General features: G+C 70.2%; 26 protein-coding genes. 16 read left to right on the plus strand and 10 right to left on the minus strand.

Going from position 1 to position 23,680, the window contains the following annotated elements:
- Positions 1–4 precede the first annotated feature (4 nt).
- From iolC to ETD85_RS14565, 12 genes are read left to right on the plus strand one after another with little or no spacing between them, the layout of a single operon-like run.
- Positions 5–943, plus strand: a complete 939-nt coding sequence (iolC, locus tag ETD85_RS14510; protein ID WP_138690244.1) for a 5-dehydro-2-deoxygluconokinase — start codon at positions 5–7, stop codon at positions 941–943.
- Positions 936–1,817 carry a Cgl0159 family (beta/alpha)8-fold protein gene (locus ETD85_RS14515; RefSeq protein ID WP_138690212.1) on the plus strand — a complete coding sequence of 294 codons (882 nt, stop codon included), beginning with the start codon at positions 936–938 and terminating at the stop codon, positions 1,815–1,817. Before iolC ends, ETD85_RS14515 begins: the two co-directional genes overlap by 8 nt.
- Positions 1,814–2,635, plus strand: a complete 822-nt coding sequence (gene iolB / locus ETD85_RS14520; RefSeq protein ID WP_138690213.1) for a 5-deoxy-glucuronate isomerase — start codon at positions 1,814–1,816, stop codon at positions 2,633–2,635. The genes ETD85_RS14515 and iolB overlap by 4 nt, the downstream gene beginning before the upstream one ends.
- Positions 2,632–4,470: a 3D-(3,5/4)-trihydroxycyclohexane-1,2-dione acylhydrolase (decyclizing) gene (gene iolD / locus ETD85_RS14525; RefSeq protein ID WP_138690214.1), complete on the plus strand. Its 1,839-nt coding sequence runs from the start codon at positions 2,632–2,634 to the stop codon at positions 4,468–4,470. Before iolB ends, iolD begins: the two co-directional genes overlap by 4 nt.
- The gene (locus ETD85_RS14530; protein ID WP_170246667.1) at positions 4,470–5,450 is read left to right on the plus strand and encodes an inorganic phosphate transporter; all 981 of its coding nucleotides are present in this window, start codon (positions 4,470–4,472) and stop codon (positions 5,448–5,450) included. The genes iolD and ETD85_RS14530 overlap by 1 nt, the downstream gene beginning before the upstream one ends.
- Positions 5,447–6,106: a DUF47 domain-containing protein gene (locus ETD85_RS14535; protein WP_206058311.1), complete on the plus strand. Its 660-nt coding sequence runs from the start codon at positions 5,447–5,449 to the stop codon at positions 6,104–6,106. The genes ETD85_RS14530 and ETD85_RS14535 overlap by 4 nt, the downstream gene beginning before the upstream one ends.
- 25 nt (positions 6,107–6,131) lie before the next feature.
- Positions 6,132–7,958 (plus strand): ABC transporter permease, encoded by a 1,827-nt coding sequence (locus ETD85_RS14540; protein WP_138690217.1) that lies wholly within the window; start codon positions 6,132–6,134, stop codon positions 7,956–7,958.
- Positions 7,959–9,056, plus strand: a complete 1,098-nt coding sequence (locus tag ETD85_RS14545; protein ID WP_138690218.1) for an ABC transporter ATP-binding protein — start codon at positions 7,959–7,961, stop codon at positions 9,054–9,056.
- Positions 9,053–9,817, plus strand: a complete 765-nt coding sequence (locus ETD85_RS14550) for an HAD family hydrolase (protein WP_138690219.1) — start codon at positions 9,053–9,055, stop codon at positions 9,815–9,817. The genes ETD85_RS14545 and ETD85_RS14550 overlap by 4 nt, the downstream gene beginning before the upstream one ends.
- Positions 9,808–10,611, plus strand: a complete 804-nt coding sequence (locus ETD85_RS14555) for an inositol monophosphatase family protein (protein ID WP_138690220.1) — start codon at positions 9,808–9,810, stop codon at positions 10,609–10,611. Before ETD85_RS14550 ends, ETD85_RS14555 begins: the two co-directional genes overlap by 10 nt.
- Positions 10,608–11,411, plus strand: a complete 804-nt coding sequence (locus ETD85_RS14560; protein WP_206058312.1) for an HAD family hydrolase — start codon at positions 10,608–10,610, stop codon at positions 11,409–11,411. The genes ETD85_RS14555 and ETD85_RS14560 overlap by 4 nt, the downstream gene beginning before the upstream one ends.
- Positions 11,408–12,913, plus strand: coding sequence for a CoA-acylating methylmalonate-semialdehyde dehydrogenase (locus tag ETD85_RS14565; RefSeq protein ID WP_138690221.1), 1,506 nt, complete (start codon positions 11,408–11,410; stop codon positions 12,911–12,913). The genes ETD85_RS14560 and ETD85_RS14565 overlap by 4 nt, the downstream gene beginning before the upstream one ends.
- Positions 12,914–13,090: 177 nt before the next feature.
- Here ETD85_RS14565 and ETD85_RS14570 read toward each other — a convergent pair whose 3' ends face one another.
- The gene (locus ETD85_RS14570) at positions 13,091–13,978 is read right to left on the minus strand and encodes a LysR family transcriptional regulator (protein ID WP_276617226.1); all 888 of its coding nucleotides are present in this window, start codon (positions 13,976–13,978) and stop codon (positions 13,091–13,093) included.
- Between the two features lie 203 nt (positions 13,979–14,181).
- On the opposite strand from ETD85_RS14570, the gene ETD85_RS14575 reads away from it, so the two are divergent.
- Together ETD85_RS14575 and ETD85_RS14580 are read left to right on the plus strand one after the other, a co-directional pair.
- The gene (locus ETD85_RS14575) at positions 14,182–14,475 is read left to right on the plus strand and encodes a DUF1330 domain-containing protein (RefSeq protein ID WP_138690223.1); all 294 of its coding nucleotides are present in this window, start codon (positions 14,182–14,184) and stop codon (positions 14,473–14,475) included.
- Positions 14,476–14,694: 219 nt separating this feature from the next.
- Complete coding sequence (locus ETD85_RS14580) at positions 14,695–15,585, plus strand: PhzF family phenazine biosynthesis protein (protein ID WP_138690224.1); 891 nt, start codon at positions 14,695–14,697, stop codon at positions 15,583–15,585.
- Positions 15,586–15,768: 183 nt separating this feature from the next.
- Here the strand turns inward: ETD85_RS14580 and ETD85_RS14585 are convergent, their stop codons facing one another.
- The 3 genes from ETD85_RS14585 to ETD85_RS14595 form a co-directional block, all read right to left on the minus strand.
- Entirely contained in the window at positions 15,769–17,049 is a 1,281-nt protein-coding gene (locus tag ETD85_RS14585; protein ID WP_138690225.1) for a prolyl oligopeptidase family serine peptidase, read from the minus strand.
- A gap of 114 nt (positions 17,050–17,163) precedes the next feature.
- On the minus strand, positions 17,164–17,409 hold the full coding sequence (locus tag ETD85_RS14590; protein ID WP_138690226.1) for a hypothetical protein: 246 nt from the start codon (positions 17,407–17,409) through the stop codon (positions 17,164–17,166).
- A complete protein-coding gene (locus ETD85_RS14595) occupies positions 17,406–18,272 on the minus strand; it encodes an MFS transporter (RefSeq protein WP_170246668.1) in 867 nt (288 codons plus the stop codon). The genes ETD85_RS14590 and ETD85_RS14595 overlap by 4 nt, the downstream gene beginning before the upstream one ends.
- Here ETD85_RS14595 and ETD85_RS14600 point away from each other — a divergent pair.
- Complete coding sequence (locus tag ETD85_RS14600) at positions 18,262–18,513, plus strand: GntR family transcriptional regulator (protein ID WP_206058313.1); 252 nt, start codon at positions 18,262–18,264, stop codon at positions 18,511–18,513. The two genes, ETD85_RS14595 and ETD85_RS14600, sit on opposite strands and share 11 nt — an antisense overlap.
- Before the next feature lie 135 nt (positions 18,514–18,648).
- Here the strand turns inward: ETD85_RS14600 and ETD85_RS14605 are convergent, their stop codons facing one another.
- A complete protein-coding gene (locus ETD85_RS14605; protein WP_138690228.1) occupies positions 18,649–18,915 on the minus strand; it encodes a hypothetical protein in 267 nt (88 codons plus the stop codon).
- Between the two features lie 265 nt (positions 18,916–19,180).
- Here ETD85_RS14605 and ETD85_RS14610 point away from each other — a divergent pair, with 265 nt between their 5' ends.
- Positions 19,181–19,543, plus strand: coding sequence for a hypothetical protein (locus ETD85_RS14610; protein ID WP_138690229.1), 363 nt, complete (start codon positions 19,181–19,183; stop codon positions 19,541–19,543).
- A gap of 146 nt (positions 19,544–19,689) precedes the next feature.
- On the opposite strand, the gene ETD85_RS14615 is transcribed toward ETD85_RS14610, so the two are convergent.
- The 5 genes from ETD85_RS14615 to ETD85_RS14635 all read right to left on the minus strand — a co-directional run bounded on the left by ETD85_RS14615 (position 19,690) and on the right by ETD85_RS14635 (position 23,139).
- On the minus strand, positions 19,690–20,040 hold the full coding sequence (locus tag ETD85_RS14615; RefSeq protein ID WP_138690230.1) for a hypothetical protein: 351 nt from the start codon (positions 20,038–20,040) through the stop codon (positions 19,690–19,692).
- Between the two features lie 118 nt (positions 20,041–20,158).
- Positions 20,159–20,383, minus strand: coding sequence for a hypothetical protein (locus ETD85_RS14620; protein ID WP_138690231.1), 225 nt, complete (start codon positions 20,381–20,383; stop codon positions 20,159–20,161).
- A 43-nt stretch (positions 20,384–20,426) separates the two neighbouring features.
- Positions 20,427–21,242: a hypothetical protein gene (locus ETD85_RS14625; protein WP_138690232.1), complete on the minus strand. Its 816-nt coding sequence runs from the start codon at positions 21,240–21,242 to the stop codon at positions 20,427–20,429.
- A gap of 356 nt (positions 21,243–21,598) precedes the next feature.
- Positions 21,599–22,336: a DUF4389 domain-containing protein gene (locus ETD85_RS14630; protein WP_138690233.1), complete on the minus strand. Its 738-nt coding sequence runs from the start codon at positions 22,334–22,336 to the stop codon at positions 21,599–21,601.
- Positions 22,337–22,443: 107 nt separating this feature from the next.
- Positions 22,444–23,139, minus strand: a complete 696-nt coding sequence (locus ETD85_RS14635; RefSeq protein WP_138690234.1) for a CBS domain-containing protein — start codon at positions 23,137–23,139, stop codon at positions 22,444–22,446.
- Positions 23,140–23,680 lie beyond the last annotated feature (541 nt).

Here is a 23,680-nt window from a genome sequence, read left to right on the forward strand (position 1 = left end):
GACGATGGGCCGAGTCGGCGTGGACGTCTACCCGCAGCAGGTCGGCGTGTCGCTGCGGCACGTGGAGACGTTCGGCAGATACCTGGGCGGCAGCGCGACGAACGTGGCGGTGGCAGCCGCCCGCCTGGGCCGGGCCAGCGCGGTGATCACCAGGACCGGTGATGACCCGTTCGGCGCGTTCGTCCACGACGCGCTGCGCGAGTACGGCGTGGACGACAGCCTGGTCACCGCCGTGCCCGGCAGGCCGACGCCGGTCACGTTCTGCGAGATCAGGCCCCCTGAGGACTTCCCGCTCTACTTCTACCGCGACCGGGCGCCGGACCTGGAGTTATCGCCAGAGGAGCTGGACCTGGCGGCCGTCACGCGGACCCGGCTGTTCTGGGCCACCGTGACCGGGCTGTCGGCCGAGCCCTCGCTCAGCGCCCACCTGGCCGCCTGGCAGGCGCGAGGGCGAGCGCCGCACACGGTGCTCGACCTGGACTACCGGCCGATGTTCTGGCGGGACACGGCGCTGGCCCGCGAGCGAGTGCGCGCCGCGCTCGGGCACGTCACCGTCGCGGTCGGCAACCTCGACGAAGCCGAGGTCGCCACCGGAACCCGTGACCCGTACGCGGCCTGCGAGGCCCTGCTCGCGGCCGGCGTCGAGCTGGCGATCGTCAAGCAGGGCGCGGCCGGCGTGCTGGGCATGACCGCGACGGAGACGGTACGGGTCCCGCCCGTTCCCGTCGAGGTCGTCAACGGCCTCGGCGCGGGCGACGCCTTCGGCGGCGCGCTCTGCCACGGCCTCCTCGGAGGCTGGCCTCTGGAGCGCACGCTGCGCTTCGCCAACGCGGCGGGCGCGATCGTCGCCGGCCGGCTGGCCTGCGCGCCCGCGATGCCCACGGTGGGCGAGATCGAGGCCGCCCTGTCCACTCACTCTGAAGGAGGCCTCACCCATGCGTGAGCAGGACTATCGCAGGCTGCTCGGCGAGCGTGCGTGGCAGCCGGAGCGGGTCGCCGAGGCGGCCGCCGCGCGTAAACGCCGGCCGCTCAGGAACAGCAGAGAACAGCTGCTCATCATCGCCGCCGATCACCCCGCCCGTGGCTCGCTGGGGGTCGCCGGCGACCCCATGGCCATGCACAGCCGCAAGGATCTGCTCGACCGGCTCATGACCGCCCTGGCCAGACCCGGTGTGGACGGCCTGCTGGCCACTCCCGACATCGTCGAGGACCTGCTGCTGCTCGGCGCGCTCGAGGACAAGATCGTCATCGGCTCGATGAACCGCGGCGGCCTGCACGGATCGGTGTTCGAGTTCGACGACAGGTTCACCGCCTACGACGCGGACTCGATCGCCGCGATGGGATACGACGGCGGAAAGATGCTGTGCAGGATCGCGCCTGAGGACGGCGCCACCGCCGCCACCCTGGCCAGCTGCGGCGACGCTGTCACCAAGCTGGCCAGGCACGGCCTGATGGCGATGGTCGAGCCGTTCTGGTCCAGCCGGCGCGACGGCGTGGTCAGGCACGACCTGTCGCCTGAGGCGGTGATCCGCAGCGTCAGCGTCGGCCAGGCGCTCGGGGCGACCTCCGCCCACACCTGGCTGAAGCTCCCGGTCGTGCCGGACATGGAGCGCGTCATGGAGTCGACCACGCTGCCCGTCCTGCTGCTGGGTGGCGACTCCAGCCAGGACTCCGACGAGATGTTCGGCTCATGGAGCAACGCGCTGCGCCTGCCCGGCGTGCGGGGTCTGGTCGTCGGCCGCACGCTGCTCTACCCGCCGGGCGGCGACGTCGTGGCCGCGGTCGACACCGCGCTGAGCCTGCTGGAGGGCGCGTGACCCACATTCCCTTCGGTCAGGCCGCCTCGGGCCCCTGGCAGGTGGAGATCACGCCGGAGGCGGCCGGCTGGGCCTATTCCGGGCTGCGGGTGGTGGACCTGGCCGGCGAGCCGGTGAAGTTCACCACCGGGCCGGAGGAGATGCTCGTCCTGCCGCTGACCGGCGCGTGCGAGGTCGTCGCCGAAGGTGAGCGGCTGCCGCTGACCGGCCGCGCGTCCGTCTTCGACGGGCCGACGGACTTCGCCTACCTGCCGATCGGCACCACCGCCACGATCAGCGGCCACGGCCGCGTCGCTCTGCCCTCGGCCCGCGCGACCAGGCGGCTGCCCATCAGGTACGTCGCCGCCGTCCAGGTGCCGGTGGAGGTGCGCGGCTCCGGGCAGGCCAGCAGGCGGATCAACAACTTCTGCGCGCCCGACGCCTTCGACTGCGACAAGCTCGTCGCCGTCGAAGTGATCACCCCGGGGGGTAACTGGTCGTCCTACCCCCCGCACAAGCACGACACGGCGGGAGAGGGGGAGGCCGAGCTGGAGGAGATCTACTACTTCGAGGGCGGCCCCGGTTACCAGCGCGTGTACGGCACCCACGAGACGCTGGCCGAAGTGAGCGGCGGCGACGTGGTGCTCGTCCCGCACGGCTACCACGGCCCGTCGATGGCCGCTCCCGGCTACGACCTGTACTACCTGAACGTCCTCGCGGGACCCGCGCGGCAGCGGTCCATGGCCTGCCGCGACGACCCCCGTCACGCCTGGATCCGCGCCTCCTGGGCGGACCAGCCGATCGACCCCCGAGTAGCTCCCGCAGGAGGTGCGTCATGAGACTGACCACCGCACAGGCGCTGGTGCGATTCCTGGCCAACCAGTGGTCGGAACGCGACGGCGCGGAACATCGCCTGATCGCCGGCGTCCTCGGCATCTTCGGCCACGGCAACGTGGCGGGAGTCGGCCAGGCCCTGGCGGAAGAGGGTGCCGGTACCGGTGACGCGCTTCCTTACTATCTGGCGCGCAACGAGCAGGCCATGGTCCACACCGCCGTCGGCTACGCACGTACCCGCGGCCGGATGTCGACCTTCGCCTGCACCACCTCTATCGGCCCCGGCGCCACCAACCTGGCCACCGGCGCGGCGCTGGCCACGGTCAACCGCCTGCCCGTACTGCTGCTGCCCGGTGACATCTTCGCCACCCGCGCCGCCGGCCCGGTCTTACAGGAGCTGGAGGACCCGCGCTCCTACGACGTGTCGGTCAACGACTCGCTGCGCCCGCTGTCGCGCTTCTTCGACCGGATCAACCGGCCCGAGCAGTTACCCTCCGCCCTGCTGGCGGCGATGCGGGTGCTGACCGACCCGGCCGAGACCGGCGCGGTCACCCTGGCGCTCCCGCAGGACGTGCAGACCGAGGCGTACGACTGGCCGCAGGAGTTGTTCGTCAGGCGGGTGTGGCACGTGCCACGGCCGGTGCCCGAGCCCGCCGCGCTGGCCAGGGCCATGGAGCTGATCCGCGGCTCCCGGCGTCCGCTGATCGTCGCCGGCGGCGGCGTCAAGTACAGCCAGGCATGGACGGAGCTGGTCAGGTTCGCCGAGAACCACGGCGTCCCGGTGGGCGAGACACAGGCGGGCAAGGGCGCGCTGCCCTACGACCACCCCTGCGCGGTCGGCGCGATCGGCCACACGGGCACGCAGGCCGCCGACACCCTGGCCCGCGAGGCGGACCTGGTCATCGGCGTCGGCACCCGCTACACCGACTTCACCACCGCCTCGCGCACGCTGTTCGGGCAGGCCAAGTTCCTCAACGTGAACATCACCGCCTTCGACGCGGCCAAGAACACCGGCCTGATGCTCGTCGCCGACGCCCGCGAGGCCCTGCGCGCCCTCGACGAGGTGGACTGGCGGGCCGACGCGGAATGGACCAGCCGGGCCACGGCCCTGGCCGCCGCCTGGCAGTCCGAGATCAGCCGCGCCTACGCGGGGCCGGAGCTCACCCAGCCCGTCGCGCTCGGCATCGTCAACGAGATCGCCGAGGGCGGCGTGGTGGTCAACGCGGCCGGGTCGATGCCGGGCGACCTGCACCGGCTCTGGCGCGCCTGCGACCCGGAGCAGTATCACGTGGAGTACGGCTACTCGTGCATGGGCTACGAGATCGCCGGCGGGCTCGGGGTGAAGCTCGGCGCGCCGGAGCGCGAGGTGTTTGTGCTGGTCGGCGATGGCTCCTACCTGATGATGGCCCAAGAGATCGCCACCGCCGTGCAGGAAGGCGTCAAGCTCGTCATCGTCCTGGTCGACAACCAGGGCTTCGCCTCGATCGGCAACCTCAGCGAGTCCGTGGGCGCGCGAAGGCTCGGCACCGCCTACCGGGCGCGCGGCGCGAGCGGAGAGCTCGACGGCGCTCCCCTTCCCCTGGACCTGGCCGCCAACGCCGCCAGCCTGGGCGCCGACGTGCTGCGTGCCGGCACTCCCGAGTCCCTGAGAGCAGCCCTGATCAAGGCCAAGGAGTCCGCCAGGACCACCGTCGTCTACGTCGAGCCCGTCCCCGGCGACGGGCCGGGCGCCCAGGCATGGTGGGACGTGCCGGTCGCGGAGGTGTCCGTACTGCCCGAGACCCGGGCCGCGCGGGAACGGTACGACGAGGCCAAGCGCGATCAACGGCCCTACCTCTGATGGGCTGGACGCTGGCCTTCGCCGTGGTGGCGGTCCTGTTCGTGCTGATCAGCGGGGCCAACGACGGGGCTACGCTGATCGGGCTGGGGCTGCGGTTCCCGCACACGCCTGGATGGGTGGCCGTCGCGCTGCTCGTGGCGGTCCTGTTCGCCGGGCCGTACGTGCTGGGCGTGACGGTGGCGCGGACCTTCACCGAAGGGCTGGCGGGACTCGGCACCAGCGTCGGCGCGGCGGTGTTCCTGGCCGGGGTGGTGATCGCGATCGTGGTGGTCGCGGCGCTGACCGGCAAAGGACTGCCGACCAGCCTCACCCTGGCCGTGATCGGCGGCATCTCCGGCGCGGGGCTCGGCGCGGGCGTGCCGGTGTCGTGGGGGAGCCTGGCCAGAGTGCTCGCGATCGGGCTCTGCGCCCCCGCGGTCGGCCTGGTCCTGGGCTACCTGCTGGGGACCGCCTCACGCCAGGTGCCGTCCTACCGCCGGATGCCCAAGCTCGTGCTCGCCGCCCACCTGGTGGCCTACACGGCACAGTGCACCGCGTACGCCGTCAACGACGGCCAGAAGATGATCGCCGTCGTGAGCGTGGCGCTGGACGTGGGCCGCAATGGCCTCGGCCGGGTCGGGCCCGTCGCCGTCTCCCCGGCCTGGATGGCCGTGCTCGCGGCGCTGTTCCTGGCCGGCTCCCTGACCAGTCTCAACCGCGTGGGAGAGCGGATCGGCCGCGGCCTGGTCATCGCCCGGCCGCTGCACGTGCTCTCGGCCGAGACGGCGGCCACCGGCGCCGTACTCGGCAGCTCGGCACTGGGGAGCCCGGTGAGCATGACCCAATCGGTGACCGCCGGCGTCGTCGGCGTGGTGGCAAGCGAGGGAAGCAGGAGGGTGCGATGGCAAGGAGTGCTGAACATGGGCACGGCGTGGCTGGTCACGCTCCCGTCGTCCCTGCTGCTGGGCGCCCTGGCCGGACTCGGGCTGAGGCTGCTGTGAGCGGCACGAAGGGCCGTGCCCTCCGGCTCAGCAGGATCCTGGACGACCTGCGGGGCCGGACGGGACGACGGGTGATCGACCTGATCCGCAGCCAGGTCGCCATGGCGAGAGAAGGCGCCGTACTGGCTTGTACGGCCGCCGCAGGCACGGTCGAGAGCGCGGAGGCCCGCGCCCGCATGTCCGTGGTCGAGCACGAGGGAGACGCGGCGCGGGCCGAGCTCGTCCGGGCCCTGTCGCGGACTCTGGCCACCCCCATCGACAGGGAGGATCTGTTCCGGCTCTCCCGCTCGATCGACGACGTGCTCGACCAGCTTCGGGACTTCGTCCGCGAGGCCGACCTGTTCGGGCTGTCCGACCTGAGCTTCGCCGTCGAGCCGCTGCATGCCGTGATCGACGGGCTGGACGAGCTGGAGCAGGCCCTGGTGAAGATCGTCAGCGATCCCGGCTCCGTCATGGCCGCCCTGCTCGCCACCCGCAAGTCCCAGAGCCGCGTGCGCCAGCTCTACCAGACCAGGCTCACCGAGCTGTTCGCCGCACCGCTGGAGATGGACACCCTGCGCGAACGCGAACTGCTGTCCCGCCTCGACGCCGTCGGCCGGCGGCTCGGCGAGGCCGCCGACGCCCTCGCCGACGCGATGCTCAAGAGAAGTCACTGATGCGCTACCCCCCGAAGGAAACCCCATGGCTGTTGTGACCAAAACGGAGCCGCCACCTCGCCCGCCGAGACGCCGCAGACTCCTCTACCGCCTGCAGGTCCTGCGGCACGATCCGACCGCCGCGCTCGGCCTGATCCTCGTCATCCTGCTGGCCTACCTCGTCGTGGCCCCGCTGTTCGCGGTGCTGTCGGACGCCTTCCGCCTGCAGTACGGCGACGAGCTGCACGCCGGGCAGCAGCCAGGCGAGTGGACCGGCTACTACCTGTGGCGCGTCTTCCGCTCCCAGATCAGCGGGCTGCTGTTCTGGGAGCCGCTGGTCAACACGCTGGTGGTCGCGGTCGGCACCACGCTGTTCGCGTTGCTGCTCGGCGGCGGCATGGCGTGGCTGGTCACCAGGACGAACGTGCCGGGACGCAGGTGGCTGGCCGGGGCGCTGGTGGTGCCGTACATGCTGCCGTCGTGGACGTTCTCGCTGGCCTGGCTGACGCTGTTCAAGAACGAGCGCGCCGCGGGGCAGGTCGGGTTCCTGCAGGCCCAGGGCATCCGCACGCCGGACTGGCTCGCCTACGGCCCGCTGCCGATCGTCATCACCCTCGGGCTGCACTACTACCCCTTCGTGCTGCTCCTGGTCGGCAACGCGCTGCGCCGCATCGACGTCCAGCTTGAGGACTCCGCCAGGGTCCTGGGCGCGCCGCGGCGCACCGTCGTCCGGCGGATCGTGATCCCGCTCATGCTGCCCGCGCTGTCCTCGGCCGTGCTGCTCGTGGTCGGGCGGGTGCTCGGCACGTTCGGCACCCCGTACGTGCTGGGGCTGCCGGCCGACTACCACGTGCTGTCCACCGGCCTCTTCCAGTCGATCAGGGACCGCAGCACCGGCGTGGCCTCCGTGCTCGCCACCGTCATCGTGATCATCGGCGTGCTGATCGTCTTCACCGACATGCGGCTGATGCGCGAGCAGCGCCGGTTCGTCACCGTGGGCGGCAAGGGCGCGATGGACCGGGTGAGCGACCTGCGCCGCTGGCGCTGGCCCGCCTACGCGCTCGGCCTGGTCGTCTTCGCGGTGAGCGTGCTCGTCCCCGTGCTCACGCTGCTGATGTCGACGGTGACCAGGACTCCGCTGGACCTGTCGACCTTCACACTCGACTACTGGATCGCCGACAAGCTCCCCGGCGCGGTGGGCTTCCCGCACGGCGTGCTGCGCGGCTCGGAGCTGTGGGAGGCGGCCTGGAACTCGCTGCGCATCGTCGGCCTGGCCTCGCTCATCTGCGCGATCGCCGGCCTGCTCATCGGGTACGTGGTGGTGCGCGGCACGGCCCCGCGCATTGCGGCCTTCCTCCGGCAGGTCTCCTTCCTGCCCTACCTCATCCCCGGCATCGCCTTCGCCGCCGCCTCGCTGTCGCTGTTCGCCGTCGCCCGCGGGCCCGTCCCGGCGCTGTACGGCACCACGTTCCTGCTGATCCTGGTCATGGCCGTGACGCACCTGCCCTACAGCTCGCGCTCGGGCATCGCGGCGATGATGCAGCTCGGCCGCGAACCCGAGGAGGCCGCGCAGATCGCCGGCGCCTCCTGGTGGCAGCGCATGCGGCGGATCATCTTCCCCATCCAGAAGGGCGCCCTCGTCACCGGCATCGTCCTGCCGTTCATCTCCGGGCTCAAGGAGCTCAGCATCGTCATCATGCTCACCACCACGGGCACCCAGCTGCTCACGACCCTGTCCATCGGATTGGTCGACTACGGCTACACCCAGCTCGCCAACGGCGTCGTCCTCATGATCGCCTTGCTGTCTTTCACCATGACCTACCTGACCCAGCGCCTCACCAAGAGCAGCCTGGCATCCGGACTAGGAGGATAGATGCCGAACATCACCCTCAGCGGGATCTCCAAGAGCTACGGCCATGGAGAATATGCGGTCAAGAACCTCGACCTCGTGGTTCCCGACGGCGCGTTCATGTGCCTGCTCGGCCCCTCCGGCTGCGGCAAGACCACCACCCTCCGCATGATCGCCGGGCTCGAACAGCCCACTGCGGGCAGCATCGCCGTCGGCGACCGCGTCCTGGACTCCGTCGAGCAGGGCGTGTACGTCCCTCCCGAGAAGCGGGCCATGGGCCTGGTGTTCCAGAACTACGCGCTCTGGCCGCACCTGTCGCTGCGCGAGAACGTCGAGTTCGGCCTGCGCATGCGCAAGGTGCCCGGACCCGAGCGGCGCTCGCGGGCCGAGGCGGCGCTGAAGATGGTGCACGTCGACGCCGCCATGGACCGCTACCCCTCGCAGCTGTCCGGCGGGCAGCAGCAGCGCGTCGCGCTGGCCAGGATGCTCGCGGTCAACCCGGCCGTACTGCTGCTCGACGAGCCGCTGTCCAACCTCGACGCCCGGCTGCGCCTGGAGATGCGCGCCGAGCTCAAGCGCATCCACGAGGAGTCCGGCGCGACGATCGTCTTCGTCACCCACGACCAGCTCGAAGCCCTCACCATGGCCACCGACGTCGCGGTCATGAACGAGGGCGAGCTGCAGCAGCTCGCCGCCCCCATGGACATGTACGCCAGGCCCGCCAACCGGTTCGTCGCCGAGTTCGTCGGCAGCCCGCCGATGGCGATCGTGGACACCGGCCCGGCACCCGGCGGACTGGCCGCGTCCCTGCTGCGCTTCGTCGAAGCCCGCGGCGCGAAGACCACCCCCGCCGCCGTCGGCATCCGGCCCGAAGCGCTGCACTTCGGCACGCCGCCCGCCGCCGCCTGGAGCGAAGAGGCGGTGGTCGAGGCCGTCCTGCCCGCCGGCTCCTCCTGGACGGTACGGCTGCGCGTCCTGGACACCGAGATGTACGCCGTGTCCTACCAGCCGGTCCAGGCCGGCCCGGGCGACGCGCTGACCTGCTGGACCGAGCAGCTGCACCTGTTCGGCGCCGACGGCGCGCGGATCACCTCCTGGGACCGGGCGGAGGTCAGCGCGTGATCCGTCCCAAGGCGCTGCTCCTCGACTTCGGCGGAGTGATCGTCGAGACCGTCAAACGCCCGTCCTGGGCCGCCGAGCTGGCCGCCGAGGTGCACGTGCTCCTCGGCAGGACCGGATTCGACGGGCTCACCGCCGAGGAGATCGAGAGCGACATCCGGGCCGGCGCGCGGGCCGACAAGTACTGGAAGGACTCCACCTCCCGCCAGTTCGCCCCCGAGGAGATGACCCACCGCGGGTTCTGGGCCGACTTCGTCGCCACCGACTGGCCCGAGCGGGCCCGCACGCTGGTCACCGTCGAGGCGACGCCCCTGTGCAAGCGCATGGGCGAGCTGCGCAGCGACCGCAAGCTCCGTACCGGCGTGGAAGAGCTCCTGGCCGCCTGCTGGGAGCACGGCGTCATTCCCGGGGTGGTCAGCAACTCCCTGTCCGGCGCCGTACACCGCGAGTATCTGACCGCCGCCGGGCTCTCCCACCAGATGGCCGTGCAGGTGTACAGCGACGAGGTCGGCATCCGTAAGCCGAACCCCGAGATGATCTGGATCGCCTGCCGATCCCTGGGCGTGGACCCCGCCGACGTCTGGTACGTCGGAGACAACTACGACCGTGACGTCATCTGTGGCGTGCGGGCCAGGGCGGCCGCGACCGTCCTGATGGTCTCCGCGAGCACTGACAAGATCCCCTACGTGGTGCGGCAGAGCCCGCAGGCCACCGTCGAGGACCCGCGCGCCCTGCTGAGACTCCTGGAGAAGACATGGATGTGAACACCTCTCGCGAGCTGGCCGACATCGCGGTCGAGGCCGCCAGAGCGGTCGGCGACCGACTGCGCGGCGCCTTCCGCTCCCGCCCCGAGATCCAGACCAAGCGTGACTTCCATGACCCGGTCACCGAGCACGACAAGGCCGCGGAGGAGACGATCCGCGAGGTCCTGGAACAGCGCTGCCCCGACAGCGTCGTGGTGGGCGAGGAAGGCGGGACACGCGGAGAAGGCGCCATAAGCTGGTACGTCGACCCGATCGACGGCACCGCGAACTTCGCCGCGGGCCTGCCGTTCTTCTGCACCTCGATCGCGGCGGCACTGGACGGGGAAGTGGTGGCCGGGGTGATCTACGACCCCGTGCGCGACGACGAGTTCACCGCCTGGCTCGGCGGCGCCGTCTGCAACGGCGAGCCGATCCGCAGCGTCGGCGCCGCCACCGAGCGGGAGGCGGTGCTGCTTTCGAGCTACCCCACCCCCCGCGACCTGGCCGAGGACGAGGAGAGCGCGCTCCGCCGCTTCTCCCGGATGACTCAGGCGTTCGCCACCATCCGCCGTCCTGGCAGCGCCGCGCTCAAGCTCGCGCACGTCGCCGCCGGCTGGTCCGACGTGGCCTACGGCACGCGCGTCAACGCCTGGGACGTGGCCGCGGGCTCCCTCTTGGTCAAGCAGGCCGGCGGCGTCTACGTCCCGCTGTCGGGCAGCATCTTCGAGCCGGGCGGCTACCTCGCCACCGTGGGTGGCTTCGACCTCGCGGGCTCCGTGCTGGCCGACGTCGCGAGGGCGGGGAACGCCCGGTGATCCGCTGGATCGTGACAGACCTCGACGGTACCCTCGTCGGACGAGACCTGGCCATGGTCCCCGCCAGCAGGGAGGCGCTGCGCCGCTTCCGTGAGGCGGGCGGCGAGGTCATCGTCGCCACCGGGCGCATGGAGAGCTCAGCCCGCCCTTACTACGACGAGCTGGGCCTGGACGCTGCCGCCATCCTCTACAACGGCGCCGCGACCGTGAACCTGGCGACGGGCACCGTGCTGCGCTCGCGCAACCTGTCGGCGACCGCGTGGAAGACGCTGCTCGGCCTGTTCGGCGAGCTCCCTGAGGGTGTCTACCCGGTCGCGTTCTCCGGTGGGGAGGCGCTGGCCGTACACAACGTGCCCGAGCTGCGCGAGTACGCGAGGCGGGACGGGATCACGCTGCGCGATCCCGGGGACTGGGCGGCGCTGCCGCCCAACGAGATCACCAAATGCATGCTCATCGGCGGCCCGCTCCCTGAACTGGACATCACGGGAACGGTCACGGTCCGCTCCGAGGCGACCTACCTCGAGGTGCTGGCGGAGCAGGCGACCAAGGGCAGCGCCCTGCGCGATCTGGCCGCGGCCAGGCGCGTGCCGATGGAGCAGATCGCCGCCATCGGCGACAACCCGAACGACCTCGACATGATCGCGGCGGCCGGAGTGGGGTTCGCCGTCGGCGACGGCCACCCGGATGTCGTCGCCGCGGCTGACTTCGTGGCCAGGGCCTGCGCTGACGGCGCGCTCGTGGACGTCGTGGAGCTGGCGTTCCGGTCCAAGGCGTGGGACGAAGGGAAGGGAGAGCTGTGAAGTCGGTCAAGCATTGGATCAATGGCGCCCGTGCGGACGGCGACGCCCGTTCCGCCGAGCTGTTCAACCCGGCGACCGGGGAGGTCAGCGGGCACGTCGCGCTGGCCTCGCCCGCCGACGTGGACGCGGCCGTGGCGGCCGCCGCCGCGGCCTTCCCCACCTGGCGCGACACCTCGCTGGTCAAGCGGGTCCGGGTGTTGTTCCGCTATCGCGAGCTGATGGAGGCCCACCGTGACGAGCTGGCCGCGCTGATCTCGGCCGAGCACGGCAAGGTGCATTCCGACGCGCTGGGCGAGGTAGCGCGCGGGCTGGAGGTGCTCGACTTCGCGTGCGGGATTCCGCACCTGCTCAAGGGCGCCTTCTCCGAGGGAGTCTCGACCCGGGTCGACTCCTACTCGATGCGTCAGCCGCTGGGCGTGGTGGCGGGGATCACGCCGTTCAACTTCCCGGTCATGGTGCCGATGTGGATGTTCCCGATCGCGATCGCGTGCGGGAACACGTTCGTCCTGAAACCATCGGAACGCGATCCGTCGGCGTCGCTGCTGATGGCTCGGCTGTGGAAGGAGGCGGGGCTGCCCGACGGCGTGTTCAACGTCGTGCAGGGCGACAAAGCCGCTGTGGACCGGTTGCTCGAACACCCCGAGGTGCGAGCGGTCTCGTTCGTCGGCTCTACCCCGATCGCCAGATACGTCTACGAGACCGGCGCTTCGCACGGCAAGCGGGTGCAGGCGCTCGGCGGGGCCAAGAACCACATGCTGGTGCTGCCCGACGCCGACCTCCACCTGGTCGCCGACGCCGCCGTGTCCGCGGGCTTCGGCTCGGCGGGTGAGCGGTGCATGGCGATCTCGGTGGTGCTGGCGGTGGAGCCGATCGGTGACGAGCTGGTACGGAAGATCGTGGAGCGGGTCGAGCGGCTGGTGATCGGGCCAGGCGACGATCCGAGGTCGGAGATGGGGCCGTTGGTCACCCGGGCGCACAGGGACAAGGTGGCCTCTTACCTGGACCTGGGGGTTCAGGAGGGCGCCACGCTCGTGGTCGACGGCCGCGACACCATCGTGTCCGGCGGTGGCCGGGCCGCGGAGACGCCCGGGTTCTGGCTGGGCCCGACCCTGCTCGACAACGTGCCCGCCGGCTCACAGACGCATGTGGACGAGATCTTCGGCCCGGTCCTGTCCGTCGTGCGGGTGGCCTCGTACGATGAGGGGCTGAAGGTCATCAACGACTGCGAATACGGCAACGGCACGACGATCTTCACCAGCGACGGCGGCGCGGCGCGGCGGTTCCAGAGCGAGGTCGAGGTCGGCATGGTCGGCGTCAACGTGCCGATCCCGGTGCCGATGGCCTTCTACAGCTTCGGCGGCTGGAAATCCTCGCTCTTCGGCGACACACACGTGCACGGCACGGAGGGCGTCCACTTCTACACCCGTGGCAAGGTCGTCACCTCCCGCTGGCCCGACCCCTCGCACGGCGGCGTGAACCTGGGCTTCCCGACGAACGCGTAGACCACCCGCCGTCCGCGCGACACCTGGATCTTCGCCGCCACCTCCGCTCTGGCCGCGCACCACCGGGGGCGGGTTCGGCTACCGGACCTGGACCACAACCCGGGCGAGCCGGCGGGTCAGCGGCACCGTGCGCGCCGGCCCGGCGGGCCTTCTTGGCGGCAGTGGGCTGCTTCCCCGTCAGTCCGGCAGCCAGTGCAGCTCGTGCGCCAGGGCTTTGGCGACGGCACGGATGCGGCGGTGCAGTGGCGACTGCTCGCGTGGGAGGACCAGGTGGATCGTCATGCTGGGCGCGCCCCGCAGCGGTCGCCAGGTGAGACCGGCCGGTGATGCCGCGAGCGCGGCTTCTCCGGCCAGGGCGAGGGTGACCCCGTCGCGCAGGTCGCGCTGAGACATGTCGAAAGAGACTGCGGGCGTGTGGAATCGGGGGTGGGGTCGGGTGTCTCGGAACAGTGCGGACAGCTGATCGTGGATCACGGGGTTGGCCGCACGGTCCGGGAGTCGCAACGGATACGCGGCCGCGTCGGCGATCTCGATCTCCGGGTGTTCGGCCAGCGGATGGTGCTGCGCCAGCTGGACCCCGATGCGCACACGCCGCAGGAGGGACCGGCGCACGCCACGGCCCGGCTGCTCACCGCGGGTGATCCCGGCATCGATGCGGCCGTCGGCGACCGCGGGGGAGATCTCCGGTGTCGCCATCGGGACCGCGGCGACCTCGAGTCCGCTGTTGCCGCGAATCAGCCTGTCCACCAGGGCCGGTGCCGTCTCGGCCCCGGCGCTGAGGCTGTACCCGATGCGCAGCGTGCCCAGCTCCCCGGCCGCCGCGCTCCGGGCGGTGTCCCACGCCCGGTCCAGCGCCGCCAGCGCGGCCGGCGCGGACTCCGCCAGAGCCGCACCGGCCGTGGTCAATACGACGCTACGCGTGTTGCGGACCAGCAGGGCCGTACCGAGCTCCGCTTCCAATCGGCGCATCCGGGCGCTGAGTGCGGGCTGTGCGATGCCGATCCGTGCGGCCGCGCGGGTGAAGTTCAGCTCCTGCGCCAGCACCAGGAAGTAGCGCAGGCTCACCGTATCCGGCGCCACGTGCCCTCCCTGCCGATTGATAACGATCCGTTCTGAGTCTATCCCGAACCGATCTTTCCCTCGACCGCACATCAAGCCCTAACCTGCGCATATGACGATTCAACCGACCGCAGTACCCGTCGCTGGGATCGATCGTTCTGAGGGTCAATTCGAAGCCGGACGTGTCCGGCCGAACACAGGAGGTTTCCATGGCTAAGGGCTACTGGGTCAGTGTCTACCCCGCCATTTCCGACCTTGAGAGGCTGACTGCCTATGACAAGCTGGCCGGTCCGGCTGTCCGGGCTGGGGGCGGGCGCACCCTGTCCCGTGGCGGTCGAGTCGTCGCCCACGAGGCCGGAATCACGCAACGCGCCGTTCTGATCGAGTTCGACAGCTTTGAACTGGCCGTCGCGGCATACGAGAGCGAGGCATACCAGAAGGCGCTGGTGGCCCTCCCCGACGGCGTCGAGCGCGACTTCCGCATCGTCGAAGGCGTCGGCTGACCGGCGGGCCCAGCCATCGCTGAGCATCCGTCACCTGATACGCACGCCACCGGCGGTGCGGTCGTCATCCACTATCCGGCGCAGGGCGGCACCGGCTGAGGCAGAACTGGACGTTCCGGTACGCTCCGGTACGCGTTCGGTCGGCCGTTGCGGCCAGGTCCGGCTCTCGGCGGAACGCCGTTCGCGGTTGCCGGTTCTTTGAGCGTCAAAGGAGTGCCCATGTCCTGGCCGGATGTCACGATGGTTGATGCGTGCGTGCGGCGCGACGGCCGGGGCGGCAGCCCCACGGCCGTCACCGACGACGACCCGGCGGCGACGGACGCGGACCGGCGTGCGGTCGCCGCTGCGGCCGGCACCTCGCACGCGGCGTTCCTCGGCCCGGAGCGGACGCCGGACGGTGGCTGGCCGGTCCGGTTCTTCACCGCCACCGCCGAACTGTCCGGCTGCGGCCACGGCACCGTTGCCGCGCAGGCCGTCCGGTTGACCCGCACCGCGCTGGGCGAGCTGAACGACCGCCAACACACCGGCGGGCGCACGTTCGACACCGTCGCGATCCGCCGCCCCGCCGGCATCGAGGTGTGGTTCGACCAGGGCCTCGTCGCGCTTCGTCACCCGGCGCCGGACGAGCGCGCCGCGATCGTCGCCGCGCTCGGGCTCACCGCGGACGACCCGCATCCGACCGACGCGCCACGGATCGCCGCGCCCGGCACACCCGGCGCGCCACGCATGCTGGTACCGGTCCACGACCGGTCGGCGCTGCTCCGAGTCCGCCCACACCTCGGCAGGCTGACAGCGGCGTGCCAGCGGTACGGGCTCCTCGGCTGTTTCGTGTACGTACCGCCGGTGGGCGACCGGCCGGGTGCGGCGCGGATGTTCGCGCCGGCGATCGGTGTCGACGAGGACGTCGCCAACGCCAACAGCACCGGCTGCCTGGCCGCCCACCTGCTCGACACGACAGGGGCGCAGACGGTCGCGATCGAGGTGGAGCAGGGTGACACCCTCGGCCGGCCGGCCAGCGTGCTCGCTTCGGCCCGACGCGGGCCGGCGGGCATCACGACCCGGGTCGGCGGGTTAGCGGTGGTCCGCGACGGACACCGAGGCGACGACTAGACCGTCCTCTTCTGCGATCCGAGCATGGGGCTGGGGCTGTCCGCTGCGGTCAGGCGTCGGCACCCGGTGGCGGCCGTCAGCGGGACGCGGTGTCGAGGCATTCGCGGGTGACTTGACGACCTGCTGACGTTGGAACCCGGCGATGGCGGCGAACACGGTGAAGATCAGTTCACGACCGCAGTCTCATCCGTGGGCTCCGGGTCGCGACAGCCCGGGAAGCGCGCTGCGGAAGAACGCGAACGTCAACGAGTTCGTCACCGCCTGAACGTCAGGCCCCGCGAGATAGTGACCTCCCACGGGAACGACGACATGCGCCGACGGCGACCCCACCCGCCTCAGCGCCCGGGCGAATCGTCGCGAGTGCTCGGGGTCGACGATCGCGCCGATCTGCTCCGGACGGGCTACACCGCTCGCCGCCAACGCGTCCGCCACCGCGTGCAGGTCCGCGAAGGCCCGGCGTATCCGGGGGCCGAACCCGGCGCTGGCCCATTCGGGGCCGAGCTCGCCACCGCCGCGTACGTTCGCGATGACCACATTGCCTCCGCGCGCGATCCAGGCGGATTCGAGGTGGGGCATGTGACGCGGTCCGATGACCGCTCCGAACCCGCCGTACACCAGCACCACCGTCGGACGCGGCGCGCCGTTGCCAGCCTGGTGAAGGGTGTACGGCACGCGTACGCCGTCGTCGGCGGCCGCCCAGAGGACCCGGGACCCGGGACCCGCCGAGGGACGGAGGGGCGTGGCCAGGCGGATGAGGCGAGCCGGCGTCGTGAAACCGGACGCGGTGACGAAGGGCGCGCCATCGCCGGTGGCCACCAGTGCCTGCGGGGTGAACCCGGCGGGGATCGCGCTGCGCACCGCGCTCGGCTCGCCCGCCGAGCCGAGCGTGACGAGCAGGACCCTGGCGAGCGCCTGGCCGGGTTCCGGGCAGAAGAGCACGCGCGCCCCGACCGGTGTCGCCGGGGTCGCCGGTGGCTCGCACGCGAGGAGCGTGCCCGGCACCACGCCTCGGGCGGTGTCCGGTGTCCCGGTCCTGAGGGCGAACACCCGGTTCCCGACACCGTACGCCTCATATCCCCGCACGGGCCGCACCCGCCACCAACCCGCGGCGGGAGGCTTCATGACAAGGGCGCGGCGGCCGTCGCGCGAACGCGCTCGCGCCCACAGGGTTCCGTCGGCGCTCGCGTACGCGGTCATGGACGCGGCGTCGTCGCGGAACACGGCCTCCTCGCGAGCGTCCTCGACACGGTCGTGCCGGCGTACGGTCCGGATGCGCCACAGCGGCGCGCCCCCGGGTCCGGCCGTCCGGTCCGTCACCAGCACGGAGTCGTGTCCACGCCACGTCGCCGACACCGCCTCCCCCGTGAAGCGGAACCCTCCTTCGGCCGCGCCCATCCAGCGCCGCTCGCCGAGGTCGGCCTCGGCGACGAGCCGCTGGCCGCTGTCGGCGCTCTCCAGGGTCACGAGGGCCCGCGACGCGCTCCGGCCGGCGGGCGGCGGGCGCAGGATGTCGACACCGCGCCAGATGAGCCGGCTCGTCTCCGCTCCGCCGAGGTCGCGGGTCGTCAGGACGGGAGTTCATGGCCCGGCAACGCTCCCGTCGCCGTCGAGGACGGCCCGCTCGATCCGGCCACGTCCGGGCGAAAGGTCATCTGCGAGGCGGTAGACGTTCCTCTCCCGGACGAGGAGGTACCGCGCGGCCGGGTGCGCGGCCGAGTCCGCCATGAGGGACGGCACATCCGCGCATTCCACCCATGGAGTCTCGGCCAGGCCGCCGGCGGTGAGGCACGAGAAGCGCACTCCGAGCACGTCGTGGCTGGTCATGGTCCCTCCGCCTGCGCCTGCGCCGGTTCGGCGCTTGATTCCCGGCGCCGTTGATGTCGCTGTCCGGCGAGCTGCGCGGCCGTGCCTGCGACGATCACGGCGGAGAACGCGGCCATGCCCAGCCCGTAGGGCACCGACGCCAGCAGCAACCCGCTGAGGATCGGCGGCACCGGCGCGAGGACAGCCGAGATGAGCTGGATCGAGCCCTGTACCCGGCCCTGGAGCTCGTGCGGTGTCCCGGCGGCGATCGAGCCGAACACACCCGAGTTCCACGCGGGCAGCAACAAGGTGGCGATCCCGAACAGCAGGCCGATGACGAGCGCAGTGTGCACGAACCCCGACAACACCGCGGCGGCCGCGTACGCGGCACCGCACCACATGGTGATCACCGAGACCCGTAGGCGTCGGAGCAGGTAGCCCGCGCCGAAGACACCGGCGATCGCCCCGAGCGCGCTGACGGACTCGACAAGGGAGATCTCGGCGCTCGCCGTACCGCTCCGGCGCAGAGCGAGTACCGCGGTGAAGAGGGCACCATTGATCCCCAAATTGAGCACAGCACCACCGACCGCGGCAGTCCACACCAGCGGATTGCGGGCCACGTACAGCAGGCCGTCACGCAGATCGATGAGGAACGCGGGCCGGGCCGTCCGTGTCACGTCGCGCGCCGGTGACCTCGTTCCCCGCACCGCGACCGCGGCGAGCAGCACGAGCAGGAGTCCTGCCACGAGCACCCAACCGGAGTGCACGGCGTACAGCACTCCTGCCAGCGCCGGCGCGACGACCGAGATGACATGGATCCGGCCCTGGTTCACCGTGTAGGCGTCGCGGACCTCCTCGCGCGGGACACGTAACGTGGCCACCACCCTCGGCATCAACCTGCACACCGTTCTACGGGGCTATCAGCAGCTGCGCGATGAGGGGCTGGTGGAGCTGCGGCGCGGCCGGGCGGCGGTCATCACCGCCACGGCCGACCGGTTCAGGCTCCGGCTGGCCGAGGCAGCCGAAAAGTTTGCCAGGGCCGCGCTGCACGCCGGGGCCTCTGAGGAGGAGGCGCTGGCGGCGGCGCGGAAGGCGCTGCTCACCCTGCGCACCACCGAGAAGTAGCCCCGGGGCGCCTGAAGCGCCCTCGCCCCGAAGCGTCGCCTGCTCTATCCATCCGCCGGACAAGGCCGGTCAGGTCAGCGACGACGAAGTTGGCCGGCGCCCGGCGGAGCGAGACCAGACGTCGGCGCTCGCGCGTCAGGAGATCCAGAGATACCCGAACCTGCCGGCCGCCAGGGCGCACAGGCTGCCGAACACGACGGCCGCCGGCCATGACCTCCTGCCCGTCGTCCAGGCCACGCCGGCCACGGCGACTCCCAGGAAGCTCGCGGCCGAGATAGCCATGGAGTCGCCAAAATCCTCAACCACGGTGCCGTTGTAGGGGTCGTCGTCGGGCGCCTCCACGCGATAGGCGAACCCTACGAGGATCGCGGCGACCAGATACCCGACGCTCGAAGCACGCATGTCCACGCCTTTGGTCGCGAAGATGTCCACCCCCAGTTGTGATCGGGCCGAGCGCATAATCGAAGGGACTCGGCGGGATACCTCTCCTGTGGTGGATTGGTGGGCAAATCTACTTCAGGGCGCGCTGAGCGCCGTCATCGGGGGTGTCGTCGCAGCCCTCACGGCATGGGCTGTCGTGAGGCTTTCTGGTCAGCAAGCCCACCGGCAGTCCTTACGAATCGAGGCCAGAGCGTCAGCGAGAGAACTCATCCTCGCGACTCTGACGTTGAACCAGCAGGTGATCGTGCTATGGAGGCGAAGCGGAAGGATCAAGCGCCAGCAGTGGCTGATGGAACTGGACCATGCCACCACAGGGTTCTTTTTAAATTTCGTGATGCATGAGGCAACGATCACAGCCGTCGATCCGGTCTTTTCCCAGCGGCTTTCGGAGATCCGGGAAGGGCTTTCGGAGTGGCGGATGTCGGTGCGTGGTCCGTGGTCGTACACGAGAGAGGAACGTCGTGAGCATCGCAGGCTCATCAACCAGGCACCTCTCGATCCGGACAGGGCAAGACCTCAGTTTGAGGTGCTCACGGGTGCCTTGTTGCAAGAGCTGATGGCGTGGCTGAAAGTCCCCGAGAACCAGTGACAGATGTATGTGCGTGATCACAAGGCGTCCTCTACGACAACCGTCGTCGAAGTTCGTCTCCCGCTCGGCCGTGTCCCACTCAATTCTGGTGGTGTCGTGGAGTTCTGTGCGCCCGCAGACCCGCCTGCTCGTCCGTAGCCGGAGTCTCATTCGTGGGGGAGCAGGTAACGCCACGAGAGCGCGAGGTGCTTCCCGGCTGAGGTGCGATAGACGTGCCAGGACCCGCCTCCTGGTATCAGCCGGGCGATCGCATGTGCCTTGTTGCCCTTGTAGTCCTTGCTCCCCGAGCGCGCTTGCGTCTCGGGTGGCAGGGAGACGTCCCCCGGCAAGGGCGTGGCACTCGTCGCAGGGGTCGTGACCTGTTCGGCGGACAGCCGTACGCGGTCGGTGGAGTAGTCCCGGCCCTGTGCGGCGACTCGGTCGGCCAGGTGAGCGAGGCGGTCGCGGGCGGTGACGAGCGCGGCGTCATAGCTGGCCGTGCCGTGTGCTCTGCGCACTACGAGCGTCCGGCCGCTTGTGCTCTGCACTACGAGCGTCCGGCGTCCGCTACCGGCAGGTGGTTCGCCGTCGACGGACGGCTCCATGCCGAGGAGCCCCGGTGAGGCCGGCACGGCGTCACCCGTGGCTGACGCGGCTCACCCTTCGCAGTTGCCAGCGGGCGAGCAGCCCCTCGAGGCGCGGGCGTTTGGCCTCGAGGTCGGCCATGTTCTCGGCGTGTCGTTCGACGGCTTGGAAATACTTCTCAGGTGGAAGGTCGCCGAGAATGACTCGTTCGGCGGATTCGACCAGATTGTCCTGCGTAAGCGTTGGATCTTTCGCACGCTGATCTCTGTCGGGCATCTGCGAATCCTCCCAGGATTGGTTACCTGCTGCTATGACGGTCTCACACTTGGTGTGCATGTGCCAGTCCTGCGGCGAGAACGCCCGCCAGCAGTCTCAGGGTTTCGCCGTCCGATTTGCCGAAAGCGAATTTTTCCGGCGAGGTGACCACGAGAACGCCCCAGCGTGCCGCGTCGGAGTTCGAGCCGAGGCCGACGGTCGCCGCCATGCTGCTCCGGTAGGTGTTGTTACCGACGAACAAGGTCCCCAATGGGGATTCGGAGTTCTTGATGTCATCCTCGATCAGCACCTGCATGGGCGGGTCGTAGGTGTTGGAGGCGAAATGTGCAAAGTTGTGATCGCGGGGGCCGCCCATGCCGATTTCCAGGCGCGGTGAACTCCGTCCTGTCATGCTCCAGGTGTCACGGAAAAGGCGCAGCAGGTCTTTCTGGTCGGCGACATAATACGCCGCGTGCACCTCGTCGCGATTCTTCACGTACCCGCACATCTGGCGGGCGGTGGTAAGGACGTTCCGCACCAGCGAGTCTATTTGGCCGACGGCGGAGCCGGGCTCCAGGCGGCAGATCCGTCCCAGTTCGAGCAGCACGGGCAGGCCGCCGCCGGACAGGGTCTTGGCCATTCTCTGTGCTGCGTCTTTGTACTCCCCGGCCTGCGACTGGCGCAGCCAGGCCGAAAGGCCGGCCAATGTTGTGCAGCAGCACAGCAGGCCGATGAGATATCCGCGGACGGTGCCCGTGACAATCCCGGTCGCAACGCCGAGTAATGGCGTCGCCAGCGCGAGAGTGAGTGAAGCTGGGAGGTTGAGCAGCCATTTCTCGAAGAGCTGGCGTATAGCTAGACGGCGCCGTCTTGTAGTCATGTACCTGCCGTTTACGTGAGATCCACCGATGAGAATCCGCCTCCGGTGGCTGATAGCGTATCGGGACAAGCCTCACCAAGTCGGCTCTTCACGTGAAGTGATGAAAATGTTACGCATAGCGAAGGTCGAAAGAAATGCGTTCTGTCCAAAAATTTCCATTATGGGTAATCTAATAGGGGCACGGACTGGACGCCCGTAAAGGGATTAGAGGTCGGCCTTGAATTCGCGCTGACGTTCATCTCGCTCCCGCAGGAGGCTGACCGCGTTCCGAACGTCGATCGCGCGGGAGGCCTGCCCCTGCCTTCCGCGCGATCGCCGAAATCCGATATGTCAGACTCTGGACAGCACGACCTTGCCTATGACGATGGAGGTGGCGCCATTTCGCACCGGGGAGTGCGCGGGTAGGAGGGCGGCTCGTCCGGCCGCGGGATCTCGTGGCCGCCTTGTTCCAGCCTGAAGGGCGGGTAGGCGTCGGTCATGAGGGTCGCGTACGCCACCACCCTGAGCGCCCAGCGGTTCATGCCGAGTACGAGGTCGAAGACGCCGCGCGGGTAACGGCCGGTGAACAGCAGGCAGAGGGCGGCGATGAGGACGAGCAGGCCGATGAGGCCGCCCCAGTCCAGTGTGTAGAGGACGCCACCGCCGTCGGGCAGGTCGCTGCCCCACGAGATCGCGCTGCCGCTGGTGAACAGGCTCACGATGAGGTAGTGCGGGATGGCCAGCAGCCACCACTTGATGAGCACGAGGCCGCGCGAGAGGTGTTCGGGGTAGTCGATGTCGAGCGTGGCGGGGTAGCCGGGGGCCGGGCCGAGGGTGAACGGCGGGTAGCGGTCGGTGCCCAGGGCGCCGTAGCTGTAGTAGGCGACCCGCCAGGTCCAGCGCAGCACGCCGAGGTTGAAGTCGAACAGCGCGCGTGGGTAGCGGCCGGTGAACAGGATCGCGAAGAACGCGATGACGGTGAGGACGCCGAAGGCGATCCACAGGAAGCCGAGCACGATGTAGTGGGGGATCGCCAGGAACCATTTGACGATCCAGAGGCCCCGGTTCAGCGGCTCCTCGAGCCGGGCCTCGACCCGTACGGGATAGGTCCTCATTCCTTCAGCGCACCACCGCGGCGCAGCGTCCGCCTGAGGGCGAAGGTCCTGACTCGTACGCCGATGGGCCCGGCTTCATGACAGCCACGGCACCGGATCCCTGCTCGTCACCTCGCCCAGTCCGAGTCGTCGTGCTTCCAGCTGAGCTTGTCGATGACGTCGACCACGCCGTCCACCCGGCCGGCCATCCGGAGAGCGATCCGGGCATCACTTCGGCGGTCCATCCAGCCGCTGAGCGTCACGACGCCGTGGTCGGCCTCCACCCTGATGCCGAGCGTCTCCACCCAAAGAGAGCGTTCCAGTACGTCCTCGCGGATGGTGCGGACGATGTCGTCGTCGGGGCGGACGAACACCTTCAGCAGGTCACGCCGGCTGACGATGCCGAGCAGGGTGTTGTCATCAGCGGTGACGATGAGGCGTTTGACGCCCTGCTCGTCCATTTTGCGGGCGGCCGCCACGACGGACGCGGTGGCAGGGATGGTGATGGCAGGCGTGGTCATCAGCTCGGCGGCGGTGTCGCCGTCGGCCTTGCGGCGTACGTCCGCGCCTTCCGGGGACAGCCGGTGGCGCAGCCTGGTGCGCAGAGGCGGCCGGTAGCCCTCCCCGTAGTAGAGCTCACGGAATTCCTCCTTGCACAGCAGATCGGCCTCGGAGATGACGCCGAGGACGTGGCGGGCGTCGTCAACCACGGGGACCGCGCTGACGGCGCGGTCGATGAGCGCTTCGGCGATGTCCTTGAACGGAGTGGCCTCATGGACCGAGAGGACCTCGCGGGTCATGACCTCGTTGACGGTGACGTACATCGTGCTCCTCCTTCGGGTCGTGCCGTCATCGCATCGCCGCCCGCGCCGGCGGGGTAGGGGCGGAGGTCCCGCTGTCCGGGTGCCATTCGTCAGGCCCAGGAGTCCGGTGACCCAGAGTGCTGGGCGCCGCCGTGCTCACCCGGCGGCTGCGCGGTCTGGGCCGGAGCGGGAGCCGGAGGGCGCGAGGGCCAGGGACCTTCGGCCCTACCCCCTGGCCTCCGGCGTTTGTGATCATGGAATCAGACACCCGCCGAGGTGCGAGATATCGGCCCATCCCTGAGACGGTTCCGGCCCCGGCGCCGAATCGGTGGCAGCGACTGAGTGACCGGTCGTCATGATGGCGAGCCCGGTAGGCCGGGCGGACCGCCCCTTCCACCCGGTGGGTGTCTTCGCTCGCTGCGCCGGCCGACGCGGCACTGACCACCGACCGGCCATCGACCTCATGCTCATCCGGGACCGTCTGTACGGCCGCGCATTCGAGGGGACGAAGGTCCCGGTGCCACGGGCCGTACGGCTCTGCTGCCGGGGCCGTGCGGGCGGT

The organism is Nonomuraea zeae (assembly GCF_005889725.1).
Taxonomy (GTDB): domain Bacteria; phylum Actinomycetota; class Actinomycetes; order Streptosporangiales; family Streptosporangiaceae; genus Nonomuraea; species Nonomuraea zeae.

What these genes read in the sequence shown, in the direction of transcription:
- ETD85_RS14590 (WP_138690226.1), bottom strand. Translation starts at nt 17,409, where the DNA reads ATGACCAGCCACGACGTGCTCGGAGTGCGCTTCTCGTGCCTCACCGCC.
- ETD85_RS14620 (WP_138690231.1), bottom strand. Translation starts at nt 20,383, where the DNA reads ATGCCCGACAGAGATCAGCGTGCGAAAGATCCAACGCTTACGCAGGAC.
- iolD (WP_138690214.1), top strand. Translation starts at nt 2,632, where the DNA reads ATGAGACTGACCACCGCACAGGCGCTGGTGCGATTCCTGGCCAACCAG.
- ETD85_RS14575 (WP_138690223.1), top strand. Translation starts at nt 14,182, where the DNA reads ATGGCTAAGGGCTACTGGGTCAGTGTCTACCCCGCCATTTCCGACCTT.
- ETD85_RS14605 (WP_138690228.1), bottom strand. Translation starts at nt 18,915, where the DNA reads ATGCGTGCTTCGAGCGTCGGGTATCTGGTCGCCGCGATCCTCGTAGGG.
- iolC (WP_138690244.1), top strand. Translation starts at nt 5, where the DNA reads ATGGGCCGAGTCGGCGTGGACGTCTACCCGCAGCAGGTCGGCGTGTCG.
- ETD85_RS14515 (WP_138690212.1), top strand. Translation starts at nt 936, where the DNA reads ATGCGTGAGCAGGACTATCGCAGGCTGCTCGGCGAGCGTGCGTGGCAG.
- ETD85_RS14540 (WP_138690217.1), top strand. Translation starts at nt 6,132, where the DNA reads ATGGCTGTTGTGACCAAAACGGAGCCGCCACCTCGCCCGCCGAGACGC.
- ETD85_RS14530 (WP_170246667.1), top strand. Translation starts at nt 4,470, where the DNA reads ATGGGCTGGACGCTGGCCTTCGCCGTGGTGGCGGTCCTGTTCGTGCTG.
- ETD85_RS14580 (WP_138690224.1), top strand. Translation starts at nt 14,695, where the DNA reads ATGTCCTGGCCGGATGTCACGATGGTTGATGCGTGCGTGCGGCGCGAC.
- ETD85_RS14545 (WP_138690218.1), top strand. Translation starts at nt 7,959, where the DNA reads ATGCCGAACATCACCCTCAGCGGGATCTCCAAGAGCTACGGCCATGGA.
- ETD85_RS14555 (WP_138690220.1), top strand. Translation starts at nt 9,808, where the DNA reads ATGGATGTGAACACCTCTCGCGAGCTGGCCGACATCGCGGTCGAGGCC.
- ETD85_RS14625 (WP_138690232.1), bottom strand. Translation starts at nt 21,242, where the DNA reads ATGACTACAAGACGGCGCCGTCTAGCTATACGCCAGCTCTTCGAGAAA.
- ETD85_RS14635 (WP_138690234.1), bottom strand. Translation starts at nt 23,139, where the DNA reads ATGTACGTCACCGTCAACGAGGTCATGACCCGCGAGGTCCTCTCGGTC.
- ETD85_RS14630 (WP_138690233.1), bottom strand. Translation starts at nt 22,336, where the DNA reads ATGAGGACCTATCCCGTACGGGTCGAGGCCCGGCTCGAGGAGCCGCTG.